The 19,486-nt window shown below is 35.2% G+C and carries 19 protein-coding genes; 5 read left to right on the top strand and 14 right to left on the bottom strand.

Annotated elements, in window-relative coordinates; genetic code table 11:
* Positions 1 to 14 precede the first annotated feature (14 nt).
* Both HFD15_RS01345 and HFD15_RS01340 read right to left on the bottom strand, forming a co-directional pair.
* Entirely contained in the window at positions 15 to 863 is an 849-nt protein-coding gene (locus HFD15_RS01345; RefSeq protein WP_010906111.1) for an alpha/beta hydrolase, read from the bottom strand.
* Positions 864 to 1,054: 191 nt separating this feature from the next.
* Entirely contained in the window at positions 1,055 to 2,476 is a 1,422-nt protein-coding gene (locus HFD15_RS01340; protein ID WP_167593252.1) for an NCS2 family permease, read from the bottom strand.
* A 306-nt stretch (positions 2,477 to 2,782) separates the two neighbouring features.
* Between HFD15_RS01340 and HFD15_RS01335 the strand changes: the two genes are divergently transcribed.
* The 4 genes from HFD15_RS01335 to HFD15_RS01320 all read left to right on the top strand — a co-directional run bounded on the left by HFD15_RS01335 (position 2,783) and on the right by HFD15_RS01320 (position 6,738).
* Positions 2,783 to 3,619, top strand: a complete 837-nt coding sequence (locus HFD15_RS01335; protein WP_003130402.1) for a Cof-type HAD-IIB family hydrolase — start codon at positions 2,783 to 2,785, stop codon at positions 3,617 to 3,619.
* A gap of 180 nt (positions 3,620 to 3,799) precedes the next feature.
* Positions 3,800 to 4,570, top strand: coding sequence for a (Fe-S)-binding protein (locus HFD15_RS01330; protein ID WP_039115804.1), 771 nt, complete (start codon positions 3,800 to 3,802; stop codon positions 4,568 to 4,570).
* Positions 4,571 to 4,579: 9 nt separating this feature from the next.
* Positions 4,580 to 6,052 carry a LutB/LldF family L-lactate oxidation iron-sulfur protein gene (locus HFD15_RS01325; protein WP_003130400.1) on the top strand — a complete coding sequence of 491 codons (1,473 nt, stop codon included), beginning with the start codon at positions 4,580 to 4,582 and terminating at the stop codon, positions 6,050 to 6,052.
* A 2-nt stretch (positions 6,053 to 6,054) separates the two neighbouring features.
* Positions 6,055 to 6,738: a lactate utilization protein C gene (locus HFD15_RS01320; protein ID WP_003130398.1), complete on the top strand. Its 684-nt coding sequence runs from the start codon at positions 6,055 to 6,057 to the stop codon at positions 6,736 to 6,738.
* Positions 6,739 to 6,811: 73 nt separating this feature from the next.
* Here HFD15_RS01320 and HFD15_RS01315 read toward each other — a convergent pair whose 3' ends face one another.
* From HFD15_RS01315 to HFD15_RS01305, 3 genes are all read right to left on the bottom strand, one after another.
* The gene (locus HFD15_RS01315) at positions 6,812 to 7,525 is read right to left on the bottom strand and encodes a Bax inhibitor-1/YccA family protein (RefSeq protein WP_023188576.1); all 714 of its coding nucleotides are present in this window, start codon (positions 7,523 to 7,525) and stop codon (positions 6,812 to 6,814) included.
* Between the two features lie 112 nt (positions 7,526 to 7,637).
* On the bottom strand, positions 7,638 to 8,552 hold the full coding sequence (locus HFD15_RS01310) for a diacylglycerol kinase family protein (protein WP_058208151.1): 915 nt from the start codon (positions 8,550 to 8,552) through the stop codon (positions 7,638 to 7,640).
* A 155-nt stretch (positions 8,553 to 8,707) separates the two neighbouring features.
* Positions 8,708 to 9,220 (bottom strand): HD domain-containing protein, encoded by a 513-nt coding sequence (locus HFD15_RS01305; protein WP_003132795.1) that lies wholly within the window; start codon positions 9,218 to 9,220, stop codon positions 8,708 to 8,710.
* Positions 9,221 to 9,552: 332 nt separating this feature from the next.
* Between HFD15_RS01305 and rpsT the strand changes: the two genes are divergently transcribed.
* Positions 9,553 to 9,786, top strand: a complete 234-nt coding sequence (gene rpsT / locus HFD15_RS01300) for a 30S ribosomal protein S20 (protein WP_010906113.1) — start codon at positions 9,553 to 9,555, stop codon at positions 9,784 to 9,786.
* A 93-nt stretch (positions 9,787 to 9,879) separates the two neighbouring features.
* Here rpsT and HFD15_RS01295 read toward each other — a convergent pair whose 3' ends face one another.
* The 9 genes from HFD15_RS01295 to HFD15_RS01255 form a co-directional block, all read right to left on the bottom strand.
* On the bottom strand, positions 9,880 to 12,384 hold the full coding sequence (locus HFD15_RS01295) for an ATP-dependent RecD-like DNA helicase (protein WP_058208152.1): 2,505 nt from the start codon (positions 12,382 to 12,384) through the stop codon (positions 9,880 to 9,882).
* On the bottom strand, positions 12,381 to 12,974 hold the full coding sequence (locus HFD15_RS01290) for a histidine phosphatase family protein (protein WP_010906114.1): 594 nt from the start codon (positions 12,972 to 12,974) through the stop codon (positions 12,381 to 12,383). The genes HFD15_RS01295 and HFD15_RS01290 overlap by 4 nt, the downstream gene beginning before the upstream one ends.
* Before the next feature lie 2 nt (positions 12,975 to 12,976).
* Complete coding sequence (pheA, locus tag HFD15_RS01285; RefSeq protein WP_023188548.1) at positions 12,977 to 13,816, bottom strand: prephenate dehydratase; 840 nt, start codon at positions 13,814 to 13,816, stop codon at positions 12,977 to 12,979.
* A gap of 1 nt (position 13,817) precedes the next feature.
* Positions 13,818 to 14,306: a shikimate kinase gene (locus HFD15_RS01280; RefSeq protein ID WP_017864896.1), complete on the bottom strand. Its 489-nt coding sequence runs from the start codon at positions 14,304 to 14,306 to the stop codon at positions 13,818 to 13,820.
* Between the two features lie 23 nt (positions 14,307 to 14,329).
* Positions 14,330 to 15,622, bottom strand: coding sequence for a 3-phosphoshikimate 1-carboxyvinyltransferase (gene aroA, locus HFD15_RS01275; RefSeq protein WP_023188546.1), 1,293 nt, complete (start codon positions 15,620 to 15,622; stop codon positions 14,330 to 14,332).
* 120 nt (positions 15,623 to 15,742) lie between these two features.
* Positions 15,743 to 16,807, bottom strand: a complete 1,065-nt coding sequence (locus tag HFD15_RS01270) for a prephenate dehydrogenase (protein WP_010906116.1) — start codon at positions 16,805 to 16,807, stop codon at positions 15,743 to 15,745.
* 2 nt (positions 16,808 to 16,809) lie between these two features.
* Positions 16,810 to 17,685 (bottom strand): HAMP domain-containing sensor histidine kinase, encoded by an 876-nt coding sequence (locus HFD15_RS01265; protein WP_003132784.1) that lies wholly within the window; start codon positions 17,683 to 17,685, stop codon positions 16,810 to 16,812.
* Complete coding sequence (locus HFD15_RS01260) at positions 17,672 to 18,343, bottom strand: response regulator transcription factor (protein WP_003132782.1); 672 nt, start codon at positions 18,341 to 18,343, stop codon at positions 17,672 to 17,674. Before HFD15_RS01260 ends, HFD15_RS01265 begins: the two co-directional genes overlap by 14 nt.
* 2 nt (positions 18,344 to 18,345) lie before the next feature.
* Positions 18,346 to 19,410: a VanZ family protein gene (locus tag HFD15_RS01255; RefSeq protein WP_023188544.1), complete on the bottom strand. Its 1,065-nt coding sequence runs from the start codon at positions 19,408 to 19,410 to the stop codon at positions 18,346 to 18,348.
* Between the last annotated feature and the right edge of the window lie 76 nt (positions 19,411 to 19,486).

Here is a 19,486-nt window from a genome sequence, read left to right as displayed (position 1 = left end):
TTTTAACGTTCTTTTTATTCATAAAAGAACACTTTAATATAATTGATTGCTTGTTTATTATGAGGCATTTCAGCATGTGATGTATCTTTGCCCTTAATAAGATAATGAACTACAGAATTTCCATTTTTCATCAGTAAACGATAGATTGAAAAACTATCCGCCCAAGGAACTGTACCATCGGTTTGCTTTTCACTATCGTAATCTCCCGCAAGCAACACCGCTTGAATACTTTTATCAACTCGTTCATAATTTTGCAACCAATAATCATAATATTTCGTCTTAACTTTAGGACCATCCGTCAAAACTTGGGCTAGCGTTTGATCCGGTTGTGGAGTACTGGCATTAAATTGACCATCAAGAGAGACCCATTTTTTTATTGGAGGAAGGCTACGGTCATATCCATATTCAATTAAATAACGGTAAACACCTGAACCTCCTGCAGAATATCCTAAAACATTCGCATAAGGAATATTATAATGCTTACCAAGATAAGACATAATCGCTTTTAAAGAACCCTCGTACTTCAAAGAATTATTGGTCCCTTTGACCATTCCCACTTCTATCGTTGGATATGTATTATGCTTATCAATTTTACCAGTCACTTTAAGTGAATAATTATTATCTGTATCAACGACGATTGTCAGTCCCTTTCTAGCCCGAGTATCTCGATCAGAAGTTACATCATTAACCATAGTATTCATAGTTGATGCTTTGCCATCAGAACCTGTAATATAAATAGTAGGATAGACCGGACGATTATCATCCGCTAAAGGTGGGTGGGGAGCTAAAATAAACCGCCCAATAATAACACCAATTATAAATACACCAATAAAACTCACAATAAGAGAAATATTTTTTTTCATGCTTTGCTTCTCACATATTTCTTTAGATTACTCACATTTTTTACATTCAATACTCTTTAATTTGATTTTAGCATAAATTAGCCAAAGCAGTAATTTTTTTATCTTTAGATATGCATTATATTTGTTTCATTGGCTTGCGACTAAAGCTGTGAGTAAAAAAGACCCGTCATTTACTGACGAATCTTAAGTTTTTAAAGTACTGCCAAAACAGCGAAGTTAATCAAGAATAAAAGTGCAACAACCCAAATGACAGGTTTTACTTCTTTCACTTTTCCTGTGAACAGTTTGACCAGAATGTAAGTGATGAAACCAGCTGCAATCCCATAAGAGATTGAGTAAGCAAGTCCCATAAATACTGAGGCAAAGAAAGCAGGAATTGCTTCAGTCAAATCACCCCATTTAATTTCTTTAAATGAACCAAGCATCATCATCCCAACAATAATCAAGATTGGTGCAGTTGCTTGTGTTGGAACAATTGCAAGAAGTGGTAAGAATAAACTTGAGATAGCAAACATAATTGCTGTTACCACAGATGCAAGACCAGTACGTCCCCCTGCACCAATTCCGGCTGCAGATTCCACATAAACAGTTGTATTTGATGTTCCGAAAATTGCTCCGATTGGAGTGGCAATCATGTCAGCAAACAAAGCTTTATCCATTTTAGAAGAGAAACCATGACTTGTTTCCATATCTTTCAAATCTTCATCTGTAAAGATTCCTGTTGCGCGACCTGTTCCAATAAAGGTACCAATTGGGTCAAAGATAGATGTCAATGAGAAAGCAAGGACTGTCATCAAAACTTCAATATAACGTGATGAGTCTGAGAATAAAGAGACAAAACCTTTTGGACCAAAAGCAGCACCAAAGGTTGTTCCCATTTGATTGATAGCTGTTCCTAAGTTGTTTTCAGCAAATAAAGTATTCACATCAACTTTAACTACACCAGTCAAAAGAGCTAAGATAGTTGTTACTAAGATTGAAAGTAAAATTCCTGCACGCCATTTACGAATAACAAAGAACATTGTCACTACAATCCCAACAAGTGCGACTAATACGCCTGGGTTATCAAAAGTTACAAGTTCTGGAACAATTGATGAATTTGCTGTAATAGTTCCATGGTTGTTCACATAAGTTCCTGGGTCAGCGATAAAACGCAAAATTCCTGCATTTTTAATCCCAATATAGGCAATGAAAATACCGATACCACCACCAATTGCGTGTTGTAAACTTTCAGGAATTCCAAGAATGATTGCTTTACGAATGGAAGTAAAAGTAATAATAATATTGATAATCCCACAAATGAAAACCATTGCCAAAGCTTCTTGCCAAGTATAACCAAGCGATAATACAACAGTGTAAGCAAAGAATGCATTTAGACCCATTCCGGGTGCCAAAGCGTAGGGAACATTAGCGATTAAGGCAATTGCAAGTGTCCCAACAATAGAGGCCAAAATAGTTGCTAAGAAAACTGCTTGGACAGGCATTCCTGTTGTACCCAAAACTTGTGGGTTAACAAAGAGGATATAACTCATAGCAAAGAATGTAGTCAAACCAGCCATTATTTCACGGCCAACTGTTGTGCCGTTTTCTTCAAGTTTAAAGAACTTGTTCACGAATAATTTCTCCTTTTAGGGTCTGTGATTAAAATTTCAACCCTTTGATAAAAAGTTGTCTTTGCTTTTTAAGCAAACACGTCATAAAATAAAAAACATTATATTATTATTCTAATCAGTTTTAGTTAAGGAAACAAGAAATTTAGCATAAAAACTACTCTAAATCCTTTAATTGTTCGGTAATGACGAACAAGTTTTTTAAAAAGTGCTTTCTTGTTCGTAGAACATGGTAGAGTTCCGCTCCTGCTTCTAACTATGATATAATGAATGAATTGACAAATAAATTTTAGAATAAGGGGAGTTTGAATGGAGAACTACAAAGAACGTAAACTGATTGCAATTGATTTAGATGGTACTACTTTGCAGTCTGATGGACGTTCAATCAGCCGTTATACCAAATATATTTTTAAACAGGTAGAATCACTCGGACATATTATCTGTATCACAACCGGACGCCCTTTTAGAATGTCTTTAGATGTCTATCGCGAGCTTGAGTTGACAAGTCCAGTCATTAACTTTAATGGGGCTTTGATTTCAATGCCTAATGATAAAAACTGGGAACATACAAAATCTTATTATATTGATCGTTCCTTCATTTTTGACCTTTTGAGGCACCAACAAAATTTTAATCTCCATTTCTTTGCCGTTGAATATCGTCGAAAGTTCTTTCTAAACACTTTCCGTAATGTCGAGCCCAAGCTCTTTGGTGTAGAAAAATTTCAACCCTATAATCGACTTCGTGCAGACCGAGTTACTGAAAATCCTCATGCAGTACTCCTTTCCACTCGCCAAAAAGATAAATTAGCATTGGCAGAGGAAATGAAACGTCATTATAATGGCAAGATAGATGTCGGCGTTTGGGGTGGACCGAATGGCATATTAGAAGTTGTTCCTAAAGGAATTTCCAAAGCCTCTGGTCTTAATCATCTACTTAAAGTTCTTGATATTCCTTTAGAGAATCTTATTGCTTTTGGAGATGAACATAATGATATTGAAATGTTTAAATTAGCTCCCAATGCTTATGCTATGAAAAATGCCTCTGCTAGACTTACTCCTTATGCCAGTGAAATTCTTCCTTGGACAAATGATGAGGATGGTGTAGCTAGACAGCTTGAAAAACTTTTTTTAACCCCGAATAAATAAATACCAATCAATGATTAGTATTTTTATTTTTACAAAATAATTTTTAAACGACAGTCTGTCAAATTCTTTTGACAGCTCCTTTTTTTGAAAATGTAAATAAATCAGCTTATAATGAAAGAGCATACATCTCTAGGAGATGTCTAGTTTTTAACAAAGATTTCAAAATACTAAGGAGTGCTTATGAAAGTTTCAATATTCTCCACTTGTGTGATGGACCTGATGTTTCCACAAGTTGGAATTGCCATGGTTGAAGTCCTTGAACGTTTGGGGATTGAAACAGATTTGCCAGAAGAACAAATTTGTTGTGGACAACCTACTTATAATTCAGGGTTAGTTAAAGAATCCATGCCAACAATCAAAAATCAGATTGATGCTTTTGAATCTTCTGATTATGTCGTTGGGATTGCTGGTTCTTGCTCAGGGATGTTTACAGAATATCCCCATATGTTCGATGAAGGTGACCCATATAAACAAAAAGCAATTGATTTAGCAAATAAATCCTATGAATTCACCCAATTTCTTTATCGGGTTTTAGGTCTTGAAGATCTTGGTGCCACATTTAATGGTGAAAAAGCAACTTATCATCGTTCTTGCCACATGACTAGAATTCTAGGTGAACGAGAAGCTCCATTCATTTTATTGGATAAAGTCAAAGGGCTTGAAGTTCTTTCTCTTCCTCATTTGGAAAATTGTTGTGGCTTTGGCGGAACTTTTTCAGTTAAATCTCCTGAGATTTCAGAGATGATGGTCACTGAAAAAACAAACGATATTCTATCAACTGGTGCTGAAATCTTAATTTCTGCTGACTTAGGCTGCTTGATGAATATTGGTGGAAAATTGAATCGCGAAGGTAAAAAAATAAGAGTGATGCATATTGCTGAAATTTTAAACACAAATGTCGATTTAGAAAGAATAGATGCTGTGAAAAACCCAGCATTTATCAAAGCATAGGGGGAGAAAATGGGACTTTCTACAAGTACAAAAACTTTCGCTGAACGTTTAGAAGAGAGTAAAAAAGACCAGTTTGCTAAAGCTGCGGTAGCCAAAGCGCAGGATGCCCAATGGGAGAAAAGAGAATCTGCGCGTGATGAGCTTGGAAATTGGCAAGAATGGCGTGATATTGCTGAATCCATTCGTCAACATACTTTAAAATATTTACCCCATTATCTGACAGAGTTTTCAGATAATGTTGCGGCTCGTGGCGGTCATGTTTTCTTTGCCGCTGATGCTAAAGAAGCCAATGATTATGTTAAACGGATTGTTCTTGAAAAAAACGCGAAAAAGATTGTCAAATCAAAATCAATGGTGACCACGGAAGTTGACATTGACCCAATGCTCGTTTCGCTTTCTGATGATATGGATATTTTGGAAACAGACTTGGCTGAATTTATTTTGCAAGTCGCTGATTGGGATGAGCCTTCACATATTGTTTTTCCAGCCTTGCACAAAAATCGTGATCAAATTCGTGAAATATTTGCTAAAAAATTAGGCTATGAAGGTGATAATAATCCAGTTAATTTGGCTCGCTGTGCTAGGGATACCATGCGTAAGCTTTTCTTAAAATCTGAAGTCGGAATTACCGGTTGTAACTTTGCCATTGCCAACACTGGTGACATTAATTTATCGACCAATGAAGGAAATGCTGATTTAACAATTTCAATTCCTAAGACACAAATTGTTCTGATGGGAATGGAACGGATTGTTCCATCAATCAAAGAAGCTGAAATTTTAGATAATATGCTTGCTCGTTCTGCCGTTGGTCAAAAACTGACAACTTATGTCACTTTTGCCGGTCAACAGGCCGACGACGAATCCGATGGTCCTGAGGATTTTCATGTTGTCATTGTTGATAATGGACGCTCAAATGCGATTGGAACTGCTTTTGAAGCTGTTTTACAATGTATTCGTTGTGGTGCTTGTCTGAATGTTTGCCCAGTTTATCGTCAAATTGGTGGACATGCTTATGGTTCGATTTATCCTGGACCAATCGGTTCAGTTCTCTCTCCCGTTTTAGGAGGTTATGAACAATATGGTGATTTACCTTATGCTTCAACCTTATGTGGGGCATGTACTGAAACTTGTCCGGTAAAAATCCCTTTGCATGAACTTTTAATTGAACATCGCAAAGTGATGGAAGATGATCTTTCAATGCATCATGATGGCTCTTTTGTCAATTTTGAAATGAATACGATTGGGAAAGGAACAAGTAGCCCAGCACTATTTGGGATGGCAATAAATATGGCTCACACTGGTCTTAATATGTTACCCAAAGCTAAGGAGGTCAGCGTTGAGGGTTCTTTATTTAACTATGGCGCCGTTAGAAAAGCTCCTGCTCTAGCTAAAGGTTGGACAGATGTCCGAGATTTGCCAATTGCTCCGCCACATAAAGAACAATTTCGTCAGTGGTATAAAAAACATAAGGCAGGTAAATAAATATGACAGGAACTATTGAAAATCGAAGTAAATTTTTAGAAACTTTATTTGAAAAACGTGGGGGTGTAGAACTTCCATTTGAACCTTATGTTCCAATTTCAGATTTGCCTGAGACACATTTGGCTCATTTAACTACTGAGGAATTATTGGATATTGCTAAGGAGCAAGCCAGCCGAGTTTCTGCTAATTTAATTGAAACCTCTTCTTTTGAAATGAATGAAGTGATTCGCCAATTAATTGAAAAATCTGGTGGCGGACAAGTCATGATTCCTTCAACAGATGAATTTGAAAAATTAGGAGTGAATGTTATTTCAGACCAATTGGTGAAGTGGAAAATTGGTAAAGAAAATCGTGATGAAAATATTAATGCTGCCCAAAATTCTAATGTTGTCGTGGCTGTTCCTAAATTTTTCCTCGCTGAATCAGCAACGATTGTAGTCGAATCAGAAGCTGGCCAAGGGCGTTCTTTACACTTCTTACCCACTCATTATATTTCTGTAATTCCACTAAGTCGTATGGTTCCTCGTTCTACCCAAGCTGCGGCTTGGTTTGATGAACATAAGAAGCCTGGGTCAACCCTTCATTTTATTTCTGGCCCCTCAAATTCTGGTGATATTGAGATGCAACTTGTGGTTGGACTTCATGGTCCTTTGGAAATTAATTATGTGATTGTCAAAGATTTATGAAAGGAAAAAACTCTGCTGACAGCAGAGTTTTTTTATTATTTTTACTGACAGATGTGTTGTCAGTAATTTTTTCTTAATCACGATTTCCACCTGCGATACCGAAGATACGGAGCAGGAAGAGGAACATGTTGATGAAGTCAAGATAGAGTGAAAGTGCCATTGAAATTGCCCAACCATCACTTACTTGTCCATTGTTTGCATTATAAACCTGTGTAATTTTTTGATTATCCCAAGCGATAAGCCCTGCGAAAATCACAACACCTACTAGGCTAATAAGGATTGTAAGGATTGTACCACCAATGAAGAAATTAAGGAACATCGCTACAATCAAACCCCAGACTGCAACACCAAATGCTTTACCCATTGCCGATAAATTACGTTTAGTAAATCGTCCATAAACAGATAAACCAAAGAACATTGCTGCTGCCGTAACAAAGGCTAAAGTAATATCAGTGGCGGTATACATCAAAAGAGTGAAGCTAATCAAGAATCCCATAAATGCCGCATAACCGATAAAAATCGGTAGTGCCATTTTTGAGTTTTTCATTGCTAACCCTTGAAGTGATACTACCATCACTAAAGGAATAATCCAGAGTACAAGGAAGAATAAACTTCCACTTTGGAGAATTGCTGTCATGTTATCTAAGAAAAATGTAATCATTATCCAAGAAACGAGTGCAGAAACTAATACTCCTGCTCCCATCAACGCATAAATTTTACTGAAAAATGCATTCAATCCATCGCTTCTTTGGTCAAAGATAACATCATTATCATTCATATTTTTCATTATATTTGGCCTCCCTTTTTAATTTAATTCTAAGACTATTTTACCAAAAATTGGGCTTTTTGTCATCAGTCTTAGGTCTGATTTTTTATTTCTATTATTTACTGACAGCCTTTTATTCACTTTTAGGAACAAGGGTTGTCAGTGCTTTTCGATAAACCTTGATATCTAATGGAAGCGGATCACTTTTATCCCCATCAATTCTTGAATATGGATTATCTTTCTTTTTCTTTGAATGTGTGAGAATCTCTAAATGGTCAGTATCAAAATGAGTCATTTCAAGAAAATCATCAAATTTTCCTCGGCGAAGTTTGTTCAAATGAAAAAGAATGTTAAATAAATTGATTTCTTTTAATGAATAAACACGGATAAGTCCATCATCAACTTTAGCTTTGGGGGCCAAAGCTTGCATTCCACCAATTGTATCTGTCATTGTAATCAATAATAGTTTCGTTCTTAATGACTTGGTTTTACCATTATATTTTACTTTAATTCGATAGGTTTTATTATAGCGAATAACTTTATAAGCATCTTTTAGATAAGCTAAAGGTCCAAATTTTTTCTTCTCAGAGCCGCTGACATTTTGGGCAATATCTGCTAAAATCCCTAATGTTAAACTTGATGTCATATAATCATTATTGACTTTGGCAATATCAAATTTTTGAATTTTGCCTTGACTTAAATTATTAAGTGCTTCTTCTAATTTTTGCGGAATATGAAGTGATTTTGATAAATTATTAACCGTACCATTAGGAACAATGCCTAGAATCGGTTTTGCTCCTCCTTCAAATACTCCTCCACAAATTTTATTGATGGTTCCATCGCCACCTAAAGCAACCACAAGGTCTGTTTGGTCTTGACTGGCTTTTTTAGCAAGATGGATTGCATCCTCTGGGCTTTCTGGGTTGATAAATTCAAGTTTAGAGGCTGAATTTTCTGGTCTTGCAAAAAAGTCCTTAATTGTTTTCAAAACTTTGTCTTCATCATTATTACCAGATTTTTCATTATAAAATACTTTTACATTTTTCATAAAATACCTCCTTATTTTAGTGCAATGGAATTTATTGCTTACATACTAATTTTATCATATTATGAAAAATCTCTGACAAGACTTGCTTTATTTTACTGACAGACTTATTTCTAAATAAAAAACCTATCAATGGATAGGTTTTATTTTTTACTTTTTTAATCAATACTGAAATAAGGTAAACGTTTAAAATGCTTACGGCGATTCCATTTGTACTTGAGGTTAACTGACCCTTCAAGGGTAGCTACATATTTATCAACAGCAGTAACAATCCAACTTTCTTTATAGCGTGGCGGATTGATTGTCGCACCGAACATATGTTTGATGATTATGTCTTTTTCAAGAGCTGACAAGGTTGTCAGTTTACGCGCATTACGGTAGGCGATATGAGGATGCACATAGGCATGGCTCTTAGCAAATTTTGTATTGCGCCAATCATAATAGAAAAGGTCATGCAAAAGTCCAGCTCTAGCTGTAGCTTTAGCATTGAGGCCACGTTTTTTCGCAATGAGATAGCTGACATAACTTACTCTTAAGCAATGTTGCAAGCGTGTTGAAGTATAGTGATGTGTAATCCCATCAAGCTTTTTAAGCTCATCCATTTCTAATAGATGACCGACATAACTCATATATTCTGCGTCGTTAAACCACGGCTTTTCTTCTAAATTCATGACTTGATTATAACACGATAATTCTCTTTGTCAATACGATTTACTTAGTTTTTAGATTAAATTTTTCTTTTTAAATGCTTAGAAATTTATTTTTAATGCTTGTAAAATTTTGAAAATTTGCTATTTTACTTGATTTCCATTTTTATTTATTTATTATTTTAGTAAAAAATATTTTTTCTATTTTTTCTAAAAAAGTAAGGCCGATAGTTTACAAAAACTCAAATTTCCTGTATAATTGATAGGTATTAGAAAAATCTTGGAGGGTGTAGTGTGCCCACCTGGGACATCACATCAACCGCTTTTCTATGAAAAGTAATAAAAGGAGACAAAAAATGGCAAACATTAAATCTGCAATCAAACGTGCTGAATTGAATAAAGTAGCAAACGAACGCAACGCACAACAAAAATCTGCAATGCGTACTCTTATCAAAAAATTTGAAGCTGCACCTACTGAAGAACTTTACAGAGCTGCTTCTTCATCAATTGATAAAGCTGCTTCAAAAGGCCTTATCCATGCTAACAAAGCATCACGTGATAAAGCACGTCTTGCTGCTAAACTTGGCTAATTAAAAATGTCTGTCTCTTTGGCAGATTTTTTTATATCAAAAAGTACTGATAGAAACAAAAAAATACTGACAGCAATTTCTGTCAGTATTTTTTTATTTATTAAAGATTGCAAAGTCTTGTTGAGTTAAACCAATTAAAGGGTCAAAATTTCCTGACAAAATAAGTGCTTCTGTCAAGCTTCCCTTATCCAGTGTTTCAATTTCTTCATCTTCAAATAAAGAAATTTCTTCTACTTGTGCTGGCATTTTTTTACTGACAGAACGAATTTGCCCTTGTAATTCTACTGGCGCTGCAGGCTTCTTCTCTTTGTCAGATATTTCTTTTTTGTCAGTAACTTTTTCACTCACAATTTCTACTGACAGATTTTTAGCCGCTGGATTTTCTCCCATAAATCGCTCAATCAGATAGGTCTTTCGATTCGCCCCTTCACGCGCCACCGCTTGTGCAAAAGCTCGTTCTTCACCAAGTAAAATCAGACTTTGTTTAGCCCTTGTAATTGCCGTATAAAGCAAATTTCGCTCTAACATCCGTGAATACGAAGAAACCATCGGCACAATAACTGTGGAAAACTCCGAACCTTGAGATTTATGAATGGACATAGCATAAGCCAGAGTAATTTTATACCACTCCGCTCTTGGATAAGTCAATTCTTGACCATCAAAATCCATCACCAACTCATCTTGTTTACTGTCAGTATATTTTGCTGCAATCAATTCTACGATTTGTCCCAAATCTCCGTTAAATACATTGGCCTCAGCATCATTTACTAAATGAAGAACTTTATCTCCTTCACGAAATTTCATATCACCCAAAGCGAATTCAAGTCGGTCGTTAAGCGGATTAAAGAGATTTTGCAAAAGAACATTCATTGCATTAATTCCGGCCATTCCTTTATACATAGGCGCTAAGATTTGTAATTCAAAAGGATTATTCCCTCTTTTTTGCCATGCACTTGCGATTTGTTCAACCATCTGAGGAACAAAATTAGCACTGATTTCAAAATAAGAACGGTCAGGTTTTTTCGCCGTGAAATCACTTGGCAATTGCCCATCTTTGATGTGGTGAGCTAAATCAGTAATGGTAGAATCATCCCCTTGACGAAAAATCTTATCCAATTTTACTGACGGAATTTCTGGAATTTTTAGTAAATCCGCAAAAATTTGTCCTGGCCCCACAGAAGGAAGCTGGTCAGCATCTCCAACAAGGAGAACTTTCATTGAACCAGGAATCGCTTGAAAAAGTTTATTAGCTAACCAAGTATCAACCATAGAAAATTCGTCAACAATCAAAAGAGCACCAGACAATTCATTTCCAAGAGCATCTTCTGCTTCATCTTGTCCCAAACCCAAATGGCGGTGAATCGTCGCTGCTGGAAGACCAGTCAACTCATTCATCCGTCTTGAAGCTCGACCAGTCGGTGCTGCCAGTAATATAGGAAAGACATCATCATTATAATGGTCTGGGTCCAAATCTAGCTGATGAATACGGGCATAAGTTTCAATAAAACCATTGATAATTGTTGTTTTACCAGTTCCTGGTCCACCAGTCAAAATGAAAAATTGCTGATTCATTGCACTAATAATGGCTTGCTTTTGCAAATCATCATAAGTAATTTCTAAATCTCTTTCAACTTCAGCCAATACTGTCAGTAACTTTTCATCAGCAAAATCTTTACCCGAACGATTAGTTAATGCTGTCAGTGATTTCCGAATCCCGTCCTCAGCGAAGTACAAGGAATTCTCAAATATTTTTGTTCCTTCTTGTTGCACTTTTCCATCAACAATTAAACCATTAATTTCCTCCGCAACAGCAGACGGATTGACCTCGACATTACGAGCTTCTTCAAGTAAGTCTATCGTCATCTCAAGTAAATTTTTGGCTTCAATGTAAGTATCACCTGTTGATTGCGAATGTGTATTGACCTCATGCATCAATGCCGCTCGAAATCGATTAGGGCTATCCGCTTCAATTCCTAAACTACTTGCAATCTTATCAGCTGTTTTAAAACCAACTCCCTTAACATCTTCCACAAGCTGATAAGGATTTTCCTCAATTTTTTCAATCGTTTCTTCTTTATAAAGTTCATAAATTTGAAAAGTGATTTTGCTTGGTAAGCCATATTCTGCAAGCTTGGTCAGCACTTTTTCCATTCCATGATTCTCACGTAATCGTTTGATAAATGAATTTTTTCTGGCTAGAGTCAATAGACCATCCAATTTTTCCGGTGCTTCTAAAATTGAATCTACCGTATTTTCAGGAAAAGTTTCAACAATTTTTTCTGCCGTTTTCTTACCAATTCCAGGAAATTTATCTGAAGAAAAATATTTAACTAAACCAGCACCAGAAGTCGGCACTGCTTTTTCATATTGACTGACCTGTAATTGTTCCCCATATTTAGGATGCTGCGTCAATTGACCATAAAATGTATAAGAATCTCCTTCAACCACATCTCCAATTGTCCCGTTAACCACAATTTCAAAATCATCATATTCAGCATTAGTTTCATCAATTTCAATGAGTAGAACTTTATAAAAATTACTGGGATTGGAGAAAAATATTGCCTCAATCGAACCAGTAAAATAAGTTTTTTCAATCATAGCTGTTTATCCCAAATTTTTAAGTCAAAATGGCCAGCATTTGATTCTAAAACAGTGACCGTATTATTGGCTAAACCACCAACTGAACGTAATTCAGCAATTGGAAAGCCAGCTAAATGACGCATTCCAGCCGTTCCAGAAGCCCCGTGACCAACTAAAAGTACATTGTCCATTTTAGAATTCAACAAATCCTGAGCCAAAGAATCAAAGCGATTCAAGACAGAACTCACAGATTCAGCTCCAAAAACACTTCCATCAAATTGATCCAACTCAAAACGTGAATCATGCATTTCTTTAGGATATTTAGCAATTGCATCGCTAATGAACCAACCCTCTAATTCCCCGAAATTCCATTCTGACAATCGTTTGTCAGTACTCACACTTTGATTTGTCAGTAAATCTGCCGTAATCAAAGCTCTTTTTTGTGGACTCGACAAAACCTTGTCAAATTCAATTGGTTCTAAAAACTTATGAACTCGTTCAATCGCTTCATAAGATTCTGGCAATAAAGGTGAATCTCCTTTTTGTCCTTGCAAACGTCGCGCCAAGTTCCACTCCGTCTTACCATGTCGTACAAAATAAATTCTCACCTTTACACCTCTCCCAATGAATAGACTGCATAATTTCCTAATAAACGAACCTTTACTCCCAAACCTGATAGTTCTTCAAGAGCATAAGGAATTTTTAAATTATTTTTTTCATTATTTACTAAATCAATATTAAAAAAGTACTGACCTAGCCTTGTTCTTAAAGGACGTGATTCAATTTTTGTCATATCAATATCACGCCAAGCAAAAACAGAAATCGCTTTATGAAGCGCTCCTGGCAGGTTATCAGGTAGAGTCAAAGCCAAACTCACCTTCTCACCTGTTTTTAGTAAATCAAATGATTTTTTCTCTTTTCCCAATAACCAAAACCGAGTAGAATTTCCTGCTAAATCCTGAATATTTTTGGCAACAATCTCTAAATCATACATTTTAGCCGCGTAAGAATTAGCAACAGCTGCAATTGGCAAATCTGGATGATTTTTCACAAATTCAGCTGCTGCTGAAGTAGAATCCGTAATTTCAACCTTTGCCTGTGGATAATGCTCTCGTAAATAATTTCGTGTTTGTGCAAGCGCTTGAGGGTGGGAATAAATATGTTCAATTTTCCCCTCTTTTGAACGAGCCAGCAAATTTTGTGAAATTGGCAAAACAAATTCAGCCACAACTGTCGCCTTAGAATCATGAAAAATTTTATCAATACTCATATTCACAGTTCCTTCAGTCGAATTTTCAATAGGAACAAGAGCAAAATCACATTTTCCTTCATCATAAGCTTCAATAACATCCAGAATACTATCATAAGCAAATAATTCTTCTGATACAAATGCTGTCTCAGCCACCACCGAACAAAAAGAGCCACGAGGTCCTAAATACGCAATTTTCATCTTAATTTATCCCCCATTTTTCACGAATCTCTTCTACAATTTGCTCAGGACTCTTATCAGTAACATCAATCGTTAAATCGGCCACTTTTGCATAGTCATTTTTTCTTTTTTCAAATAAAAGTTGAGCGGCCTTTTTATCCTGCGCTAGAGGACGAACATTCTGCAAATCCATCGAAATTCGTTCCCAAAGCGTTTCAAAATCAGCGGTCAAAAAGACAACTCCAGCTTCTCTATCAAGAGCCTCTAAATTCTTTGGATTTTCAATTATTCCACCACCCGTTGCAATAATTATATTCTTTTGCAGCGCAAGTTCAAAAACCTCATTTTCAATTTTACGAAAATCAGCTTCCCCAAATAATTCAAAAAATTCAGCAATTGGCATCTCAATTTCTTCTTCAATTAATTGATCCAAATCAGTAAAATTTTCTGTTAAAAGTTTTGCTACTGTGGACTTTCCCGCACCCATAAATCCAATTAAAATGATACTCATTTTTTACTTCCAATCACTTAAGTTCAAATATTTTCCGACAATTGTTCTAAATCGTCAAAGAAACTTGGATAACTTGTTTGAATTGCTTCGGCACGTTCAAGCTCAATTTCCCCATTTTTAACCAAAAGTGCTGCAATTGCAGCCATCATTCCAATTCTATGGTCACCTAAAGTATTAATTGAATTTTCTGGAGCATGGAGTTTCGTTCCACCTTGAATAATCATTCCATCATCTGTTGGTTGAATTTTGGCCCCCATACTATTAAGAGCATTCGCGACAACAGCAATTCGGTCAGTTTCTTTTACTTTAAGCTCAGCCGCATCTCGAATAATTGTTTCGCCTTGAGCTTGCGTTGCTAAGAGAGCAATGATTGGCAATTCATCAATTAATCTAGGAATTAAATCACCTGAAATTTCAGTTCCTTTCAATTGACTAGCTTTTACTTTTAGAGTTGCAGACTTTGCCACATTATCTTGCTCTAAAATTTCCAACTGTCCACCCATTGCTTGAATGACTTCGATAATTCCAGTTCTTGTTTCATTAACTCCAACGTTTTCTAAAATAAGTTCTGAATTTTCAACAACCAAGGCCGCAACCAACCAAAAAGCTGCCGAACTAATATCTCCAGGAACTACTACTTTTTGACCCACAAGTTTTTGTCCACCAGGTACAAGAATTGTTTTATCAGAAACCTTTAGTTCTCCACCAAATTGAACTAACATTTCTTCCGTATGTGAGCGTGTTTTTTCCTTTTCAACAACTTTCGTCAGCCCTTCTGCCTGTAAAGCAGCAAAAATTACAGCTGATTTTACCTGAGCCGAAGCCACCGGAAGAACATAGTCAATTGCCTTCAAATGCGTGCTTCCTTTAATTGTCATCGGTAATTTAACCTTATCGGTTTGACCAGCAATTTCTGCCCCCATCAATTGTAAAGGAGTTGCTACACGATCCATTGGTCTTTTTGATAAACTGTCATCACCAAACAAAGTAGTTTCAAAAGGAAGGCCTGCTAAAATTCCCGATAAAAGGCGAGTTGAAGTTCCGGAATTTCCCATATCCAGTGCTTTTTCAGGAGCCTTAAGTTCTGAAATTCCTTTACCGTGGACAGTAATCACCTCACCCTTATCTTCAATCTCAACTCCCATCGCACGGAAAGCTTCAATAGTAGATAAGACATCTTCTCCACGTAAAATATCATAAATAACAGTTTTTCCTTTAGCAATAGAGCCAAACATAATACTACGATGTGAGATTGATTTATCTCCTGGAACTTTTAAACGTCCTTTTAAGCCTTGCGAATTTATCTTTAATTTCATTATATTATCCTAAACATTTTTTAGTATTTATTATAGCATAAAAGGGCGCTCAGAGCCCTTTTATTTTCAACAATTTTTCCTAAGATTTTAAGACTAAGAAAGTCCTATCTTTAATCTTTATCAAACAACTGTAAAATCAGTTGCTTTTTCAATAATTTCTCGTGCTTCTTTTAAATCTTCCGCTCTCTTAAATGAAATTTGAAGTTGACCATGAATATCTTCGCGATTTTCTTCATTAATTTTTACATTTGTTATTGAGAAATCTTCTAGTAAGCCTAAAACCTTTAAAACAACTCCTTTTTCATCGGGAACCGAAATAAATAAATCATAAAAGTTTGGCAAAGCCCCTTTATGAATTTCCATGGCTTGACGAATTTTTTTACCTTGTTCAAAAAAGTGTTCTATAGCTGCAGAATCTTTATTAGCAATTTTTAAAGCAATTTCATCTAATTGTTTTTTGAAATTTTCTATTCTATCAATCGTAATTTCTGGATTTGATAATAAGACACTTGTCCACATCAAACTGTCAGCCTCTGCAATTCTAGTTAAATCTCTAAAACCACCAGCCGCTAAATGTTTCACTAAAGGATGTTCTTTTGAAAAATCATCTGACTGCCAAACAAGGGCCGAAGCCAAAATATGCGGGAAATGAGAAACCTGCCCAGTGACTCGGTCGTGCTCTTTTGCATCTAAAATAATAAATTTGGCATGAAGTCCTTTAAGTAAATCACGTAATTCTTGGTTTTCTTGGGTCAAAACATAATAAGCATTTTCAAATAAATTAATATCTGCCGCCATTACTCCTGATTTATGAGAGCCAGCCATCGGATGTCCACCGATAAATCGTACTTTGTCTTCATCAAAAAGTTGATTTGCCAGTTCAACAATTTCGCTCTTGGTTGAACCTGTATCTGTAATCAAAAGACCTTTTTTTAAATTCAAAGTTGCTAGCTTTTTCAAAAGCTCCAAAGTGGTTATAATTGGAACAGCCAAAATAATAATATCTGCTTTTTGAGCTCCTTCAACTAAGCTAACTTTAGAATCAATAATTCCGCGCTTTTGAGCAATTTCTTGAATGTTCTCACGATCAGAGCCAAGAATTTCAAAATCAGGATGAGCTCTTTTTATCCCTAAGGCAATTGAACTTCCAATGAGACCAAGTCCAATGATTAATATTTTTTTCATTTTTATTCTTTCGTTATTGTCACAGACGTCCCATTTCCAATTTCAGAGTTAATTGAAATTTCAAATTCTAATTTATCTAAAATTAATTTAGATAAATAAAGTCCAAGACCTGTTGACTTTTGTTGAATCCGACCATTATATCCAGTAAATCCATGTTCAAAAAGGCGAGGAAGGTCTTCTTTTAATATCCCAATCCCACTATCTTGAATGATTAATTCACCAGTTTTAATTTTAATTAGAATCCCACCTTCTTTGGTATACTTTACAGCATTATTCAGTAATTGCTCAACAGCCAGACTCAACCATCTTTGGTCACTATTGACTAACCATTCACCTTCAATTTGGATTGAAAGGTTTTTCTGAATAAAAAAGCTACTATATTTTTTGACTAATTCTTTCACAAGTGAAGCCATACTCACTTTTTCAAATCTGAAATCAGTAGCTAAATTATTAATTCTTTGATATTCCAGAAGAATTTTTAGATAATTTTCTAAAGAAAAAACCTGATTCTTCAGCTCCTCACTATTAACTTGAGTTTGAGTCATTAAATCAATAGCTGCCAAAGGGACCTTCATCTGGTGCGACCAGACCCTGATAATATCTTCCATTTCACGCTCAGCAAGATTTTGTTGTTCTAACTTTTTTTGCAACTCTTCGTTGTCTTTCACTACTCTCTCAATAGCTTCACAGTTTGCTTTCCATCGAAAATAGGATGAGATAAGGTAAATAATAAAAATAATGACAGCAAATAAAGTACTGTTAACAAATGCCATCATTGGTAGATGCCAAAGCCAAAATGTCACAATATAAATAGCTGACATAAGCAAAAAGACACCAATTTGTGGAATTTTAGACTTAAAAAATTTAAACCAGAGCATAACCACTTCCTCTTTTTGTCATAATATGCTTATCAAAGCCAATTTCACCAAGTTTTTTGCGTAAACGAGTCATTTTTACATTTAAAGTATTTGCATCAATAAATTCATCTGTTTGCCACAACTCTTGTAGAATTTTTTCCTTGGTCACCACTTCACCATTTCCACGAAAAAGAAGAGTTAAAATTTTATTTTCAGAACTTGTTAGCTCAATTTCTTCGCGTTCACCTTCTTGAGTTGAAATCAAAGTATTTTCAGATAAAACATAACCAGCAAATTCTAACTTTTCAATCCCTGAAAAAGAATAACTTCTGCGCAGTAAAGCTTTTATTTTTGCATTTAAAATTTCTAATGAAAATGGCTTAGTTACAAAATCATCAGCTCCTTGATTCATGGCGGTTACTTGATTCATATCATCCGATGCCGAAGAAATAAAGATAATAGGAATTTGGGAAAGCTTTCTTAATTCATTTGTCCAATAAAAACCACTATAAAATGGTAGCCCAATATCCATTAATACTAAATCTGCTTCAAATTCCATAATTTCTTGTTTTACTGCTCGAAAATTGGAAACACTTCTGACTTGAAATTCTTTTTCTAAGGCAATCTTAATTGCTTTCACAATAATTTCATCATCTTCTACAATAAATATTTTAGTCATATTCACTCCTCATTTGTTTTCAATTTTGCTATCATTTCTGTATCACTCACTCTTTCATACCAAAGTTTTCTTGTTTTCGAGAGAAAAGCAATTAAAACATCTAGTAGAGGTAAAAGACTCAATCCTAAAAAGAGTAAAATAAGTAAAAAGTTTTGTCCCAATTGATCCTGAGGTATTGTACCTGAACGTTGAAGAAAATATTCTGCTGAGACAATCAAAGCAAAGTTTCCAAAAGATAAAAATTGGCGCAAAGCAATTCTGAAACGATTTTTAGCTTTTATTTGAATTCTCAATAATAATTGACCTGGCGTTGCTTTGAGAACTAGCGGGACAAGTCCTAAAATTATTAATTCTGAATAATAGCCTGTTGGAAGAAATAGACTTCCAATGATAAAAATAAGAACCAAATCAACTAAAAAGGCAATGAAACGTCTTGAAAGACTAACTCTTGAACTTTCAACCTTAGTTGCATCCAAATCTGGTAAAAATCGACTAAAAATAACCGCAATTCCAAATCCAATTAAACTTCCAAGCGTATTAATCATTAAATCATCAACATCAAACAAACGATAAGGTCGAGGATATAGTCCAAAAAGAGCTGACCTTTGGATAAGTTCAAATGATAAAGTTAGCAAAAAGCTTAAAACAAAAGTTTGTTTAAATGAGCGTTTAAATAAATATCTTAAATAAAGGCCAAAAGGCAAGGTTAAAAGTAGATTAAAAAATGGTTGGATAAATGTTGAATCTTTTAGAGCTGCAAGCCAAGTTGAAGGTTCATTTATATTAAAAGGACTATATAAAATAAATTGACGAACAAACTCAAATGGAACTAAGTTTTGCTTTGGACCTGTCATTTTTGCTACTTCACTCACAGGAGGAAGCGGGAAAATTGTCATGGCATAAGCGCAAATGAGATAAAGAATAAATGAAAAATTGACAAAAAAGCGCCAAAAATTAATCCGACCATACCGACGATATTGTACAATCAAATATGGAATTAATGATATAAATAAAAATATAAAAAAGAGAAGAACTCCAATTTGAATTGAATGAAGATAGATCGTCATATTTTCCTTTCCCTAAAGGTAACTATTTTTCTCTAACAAAAGATACATTTAGTGCCGAGAAAACCATTGTTTTTGT

This window comes from Lactococcus sp. EKM203L (genome assembly GCF_011800585.1).
In the GTDB taxonomy this organism is placed as follows: Bacteria; Bacillota; Bacilli; order Lactobacillales; family Streptococcaceae; genus Lactococcus; species Lactococcus lactis.
The sequence above is the reverse complement of the archived record's forward strand: the minus strand, read 5'-3'. Positions and strand labels throughout refer to the sequence as shown.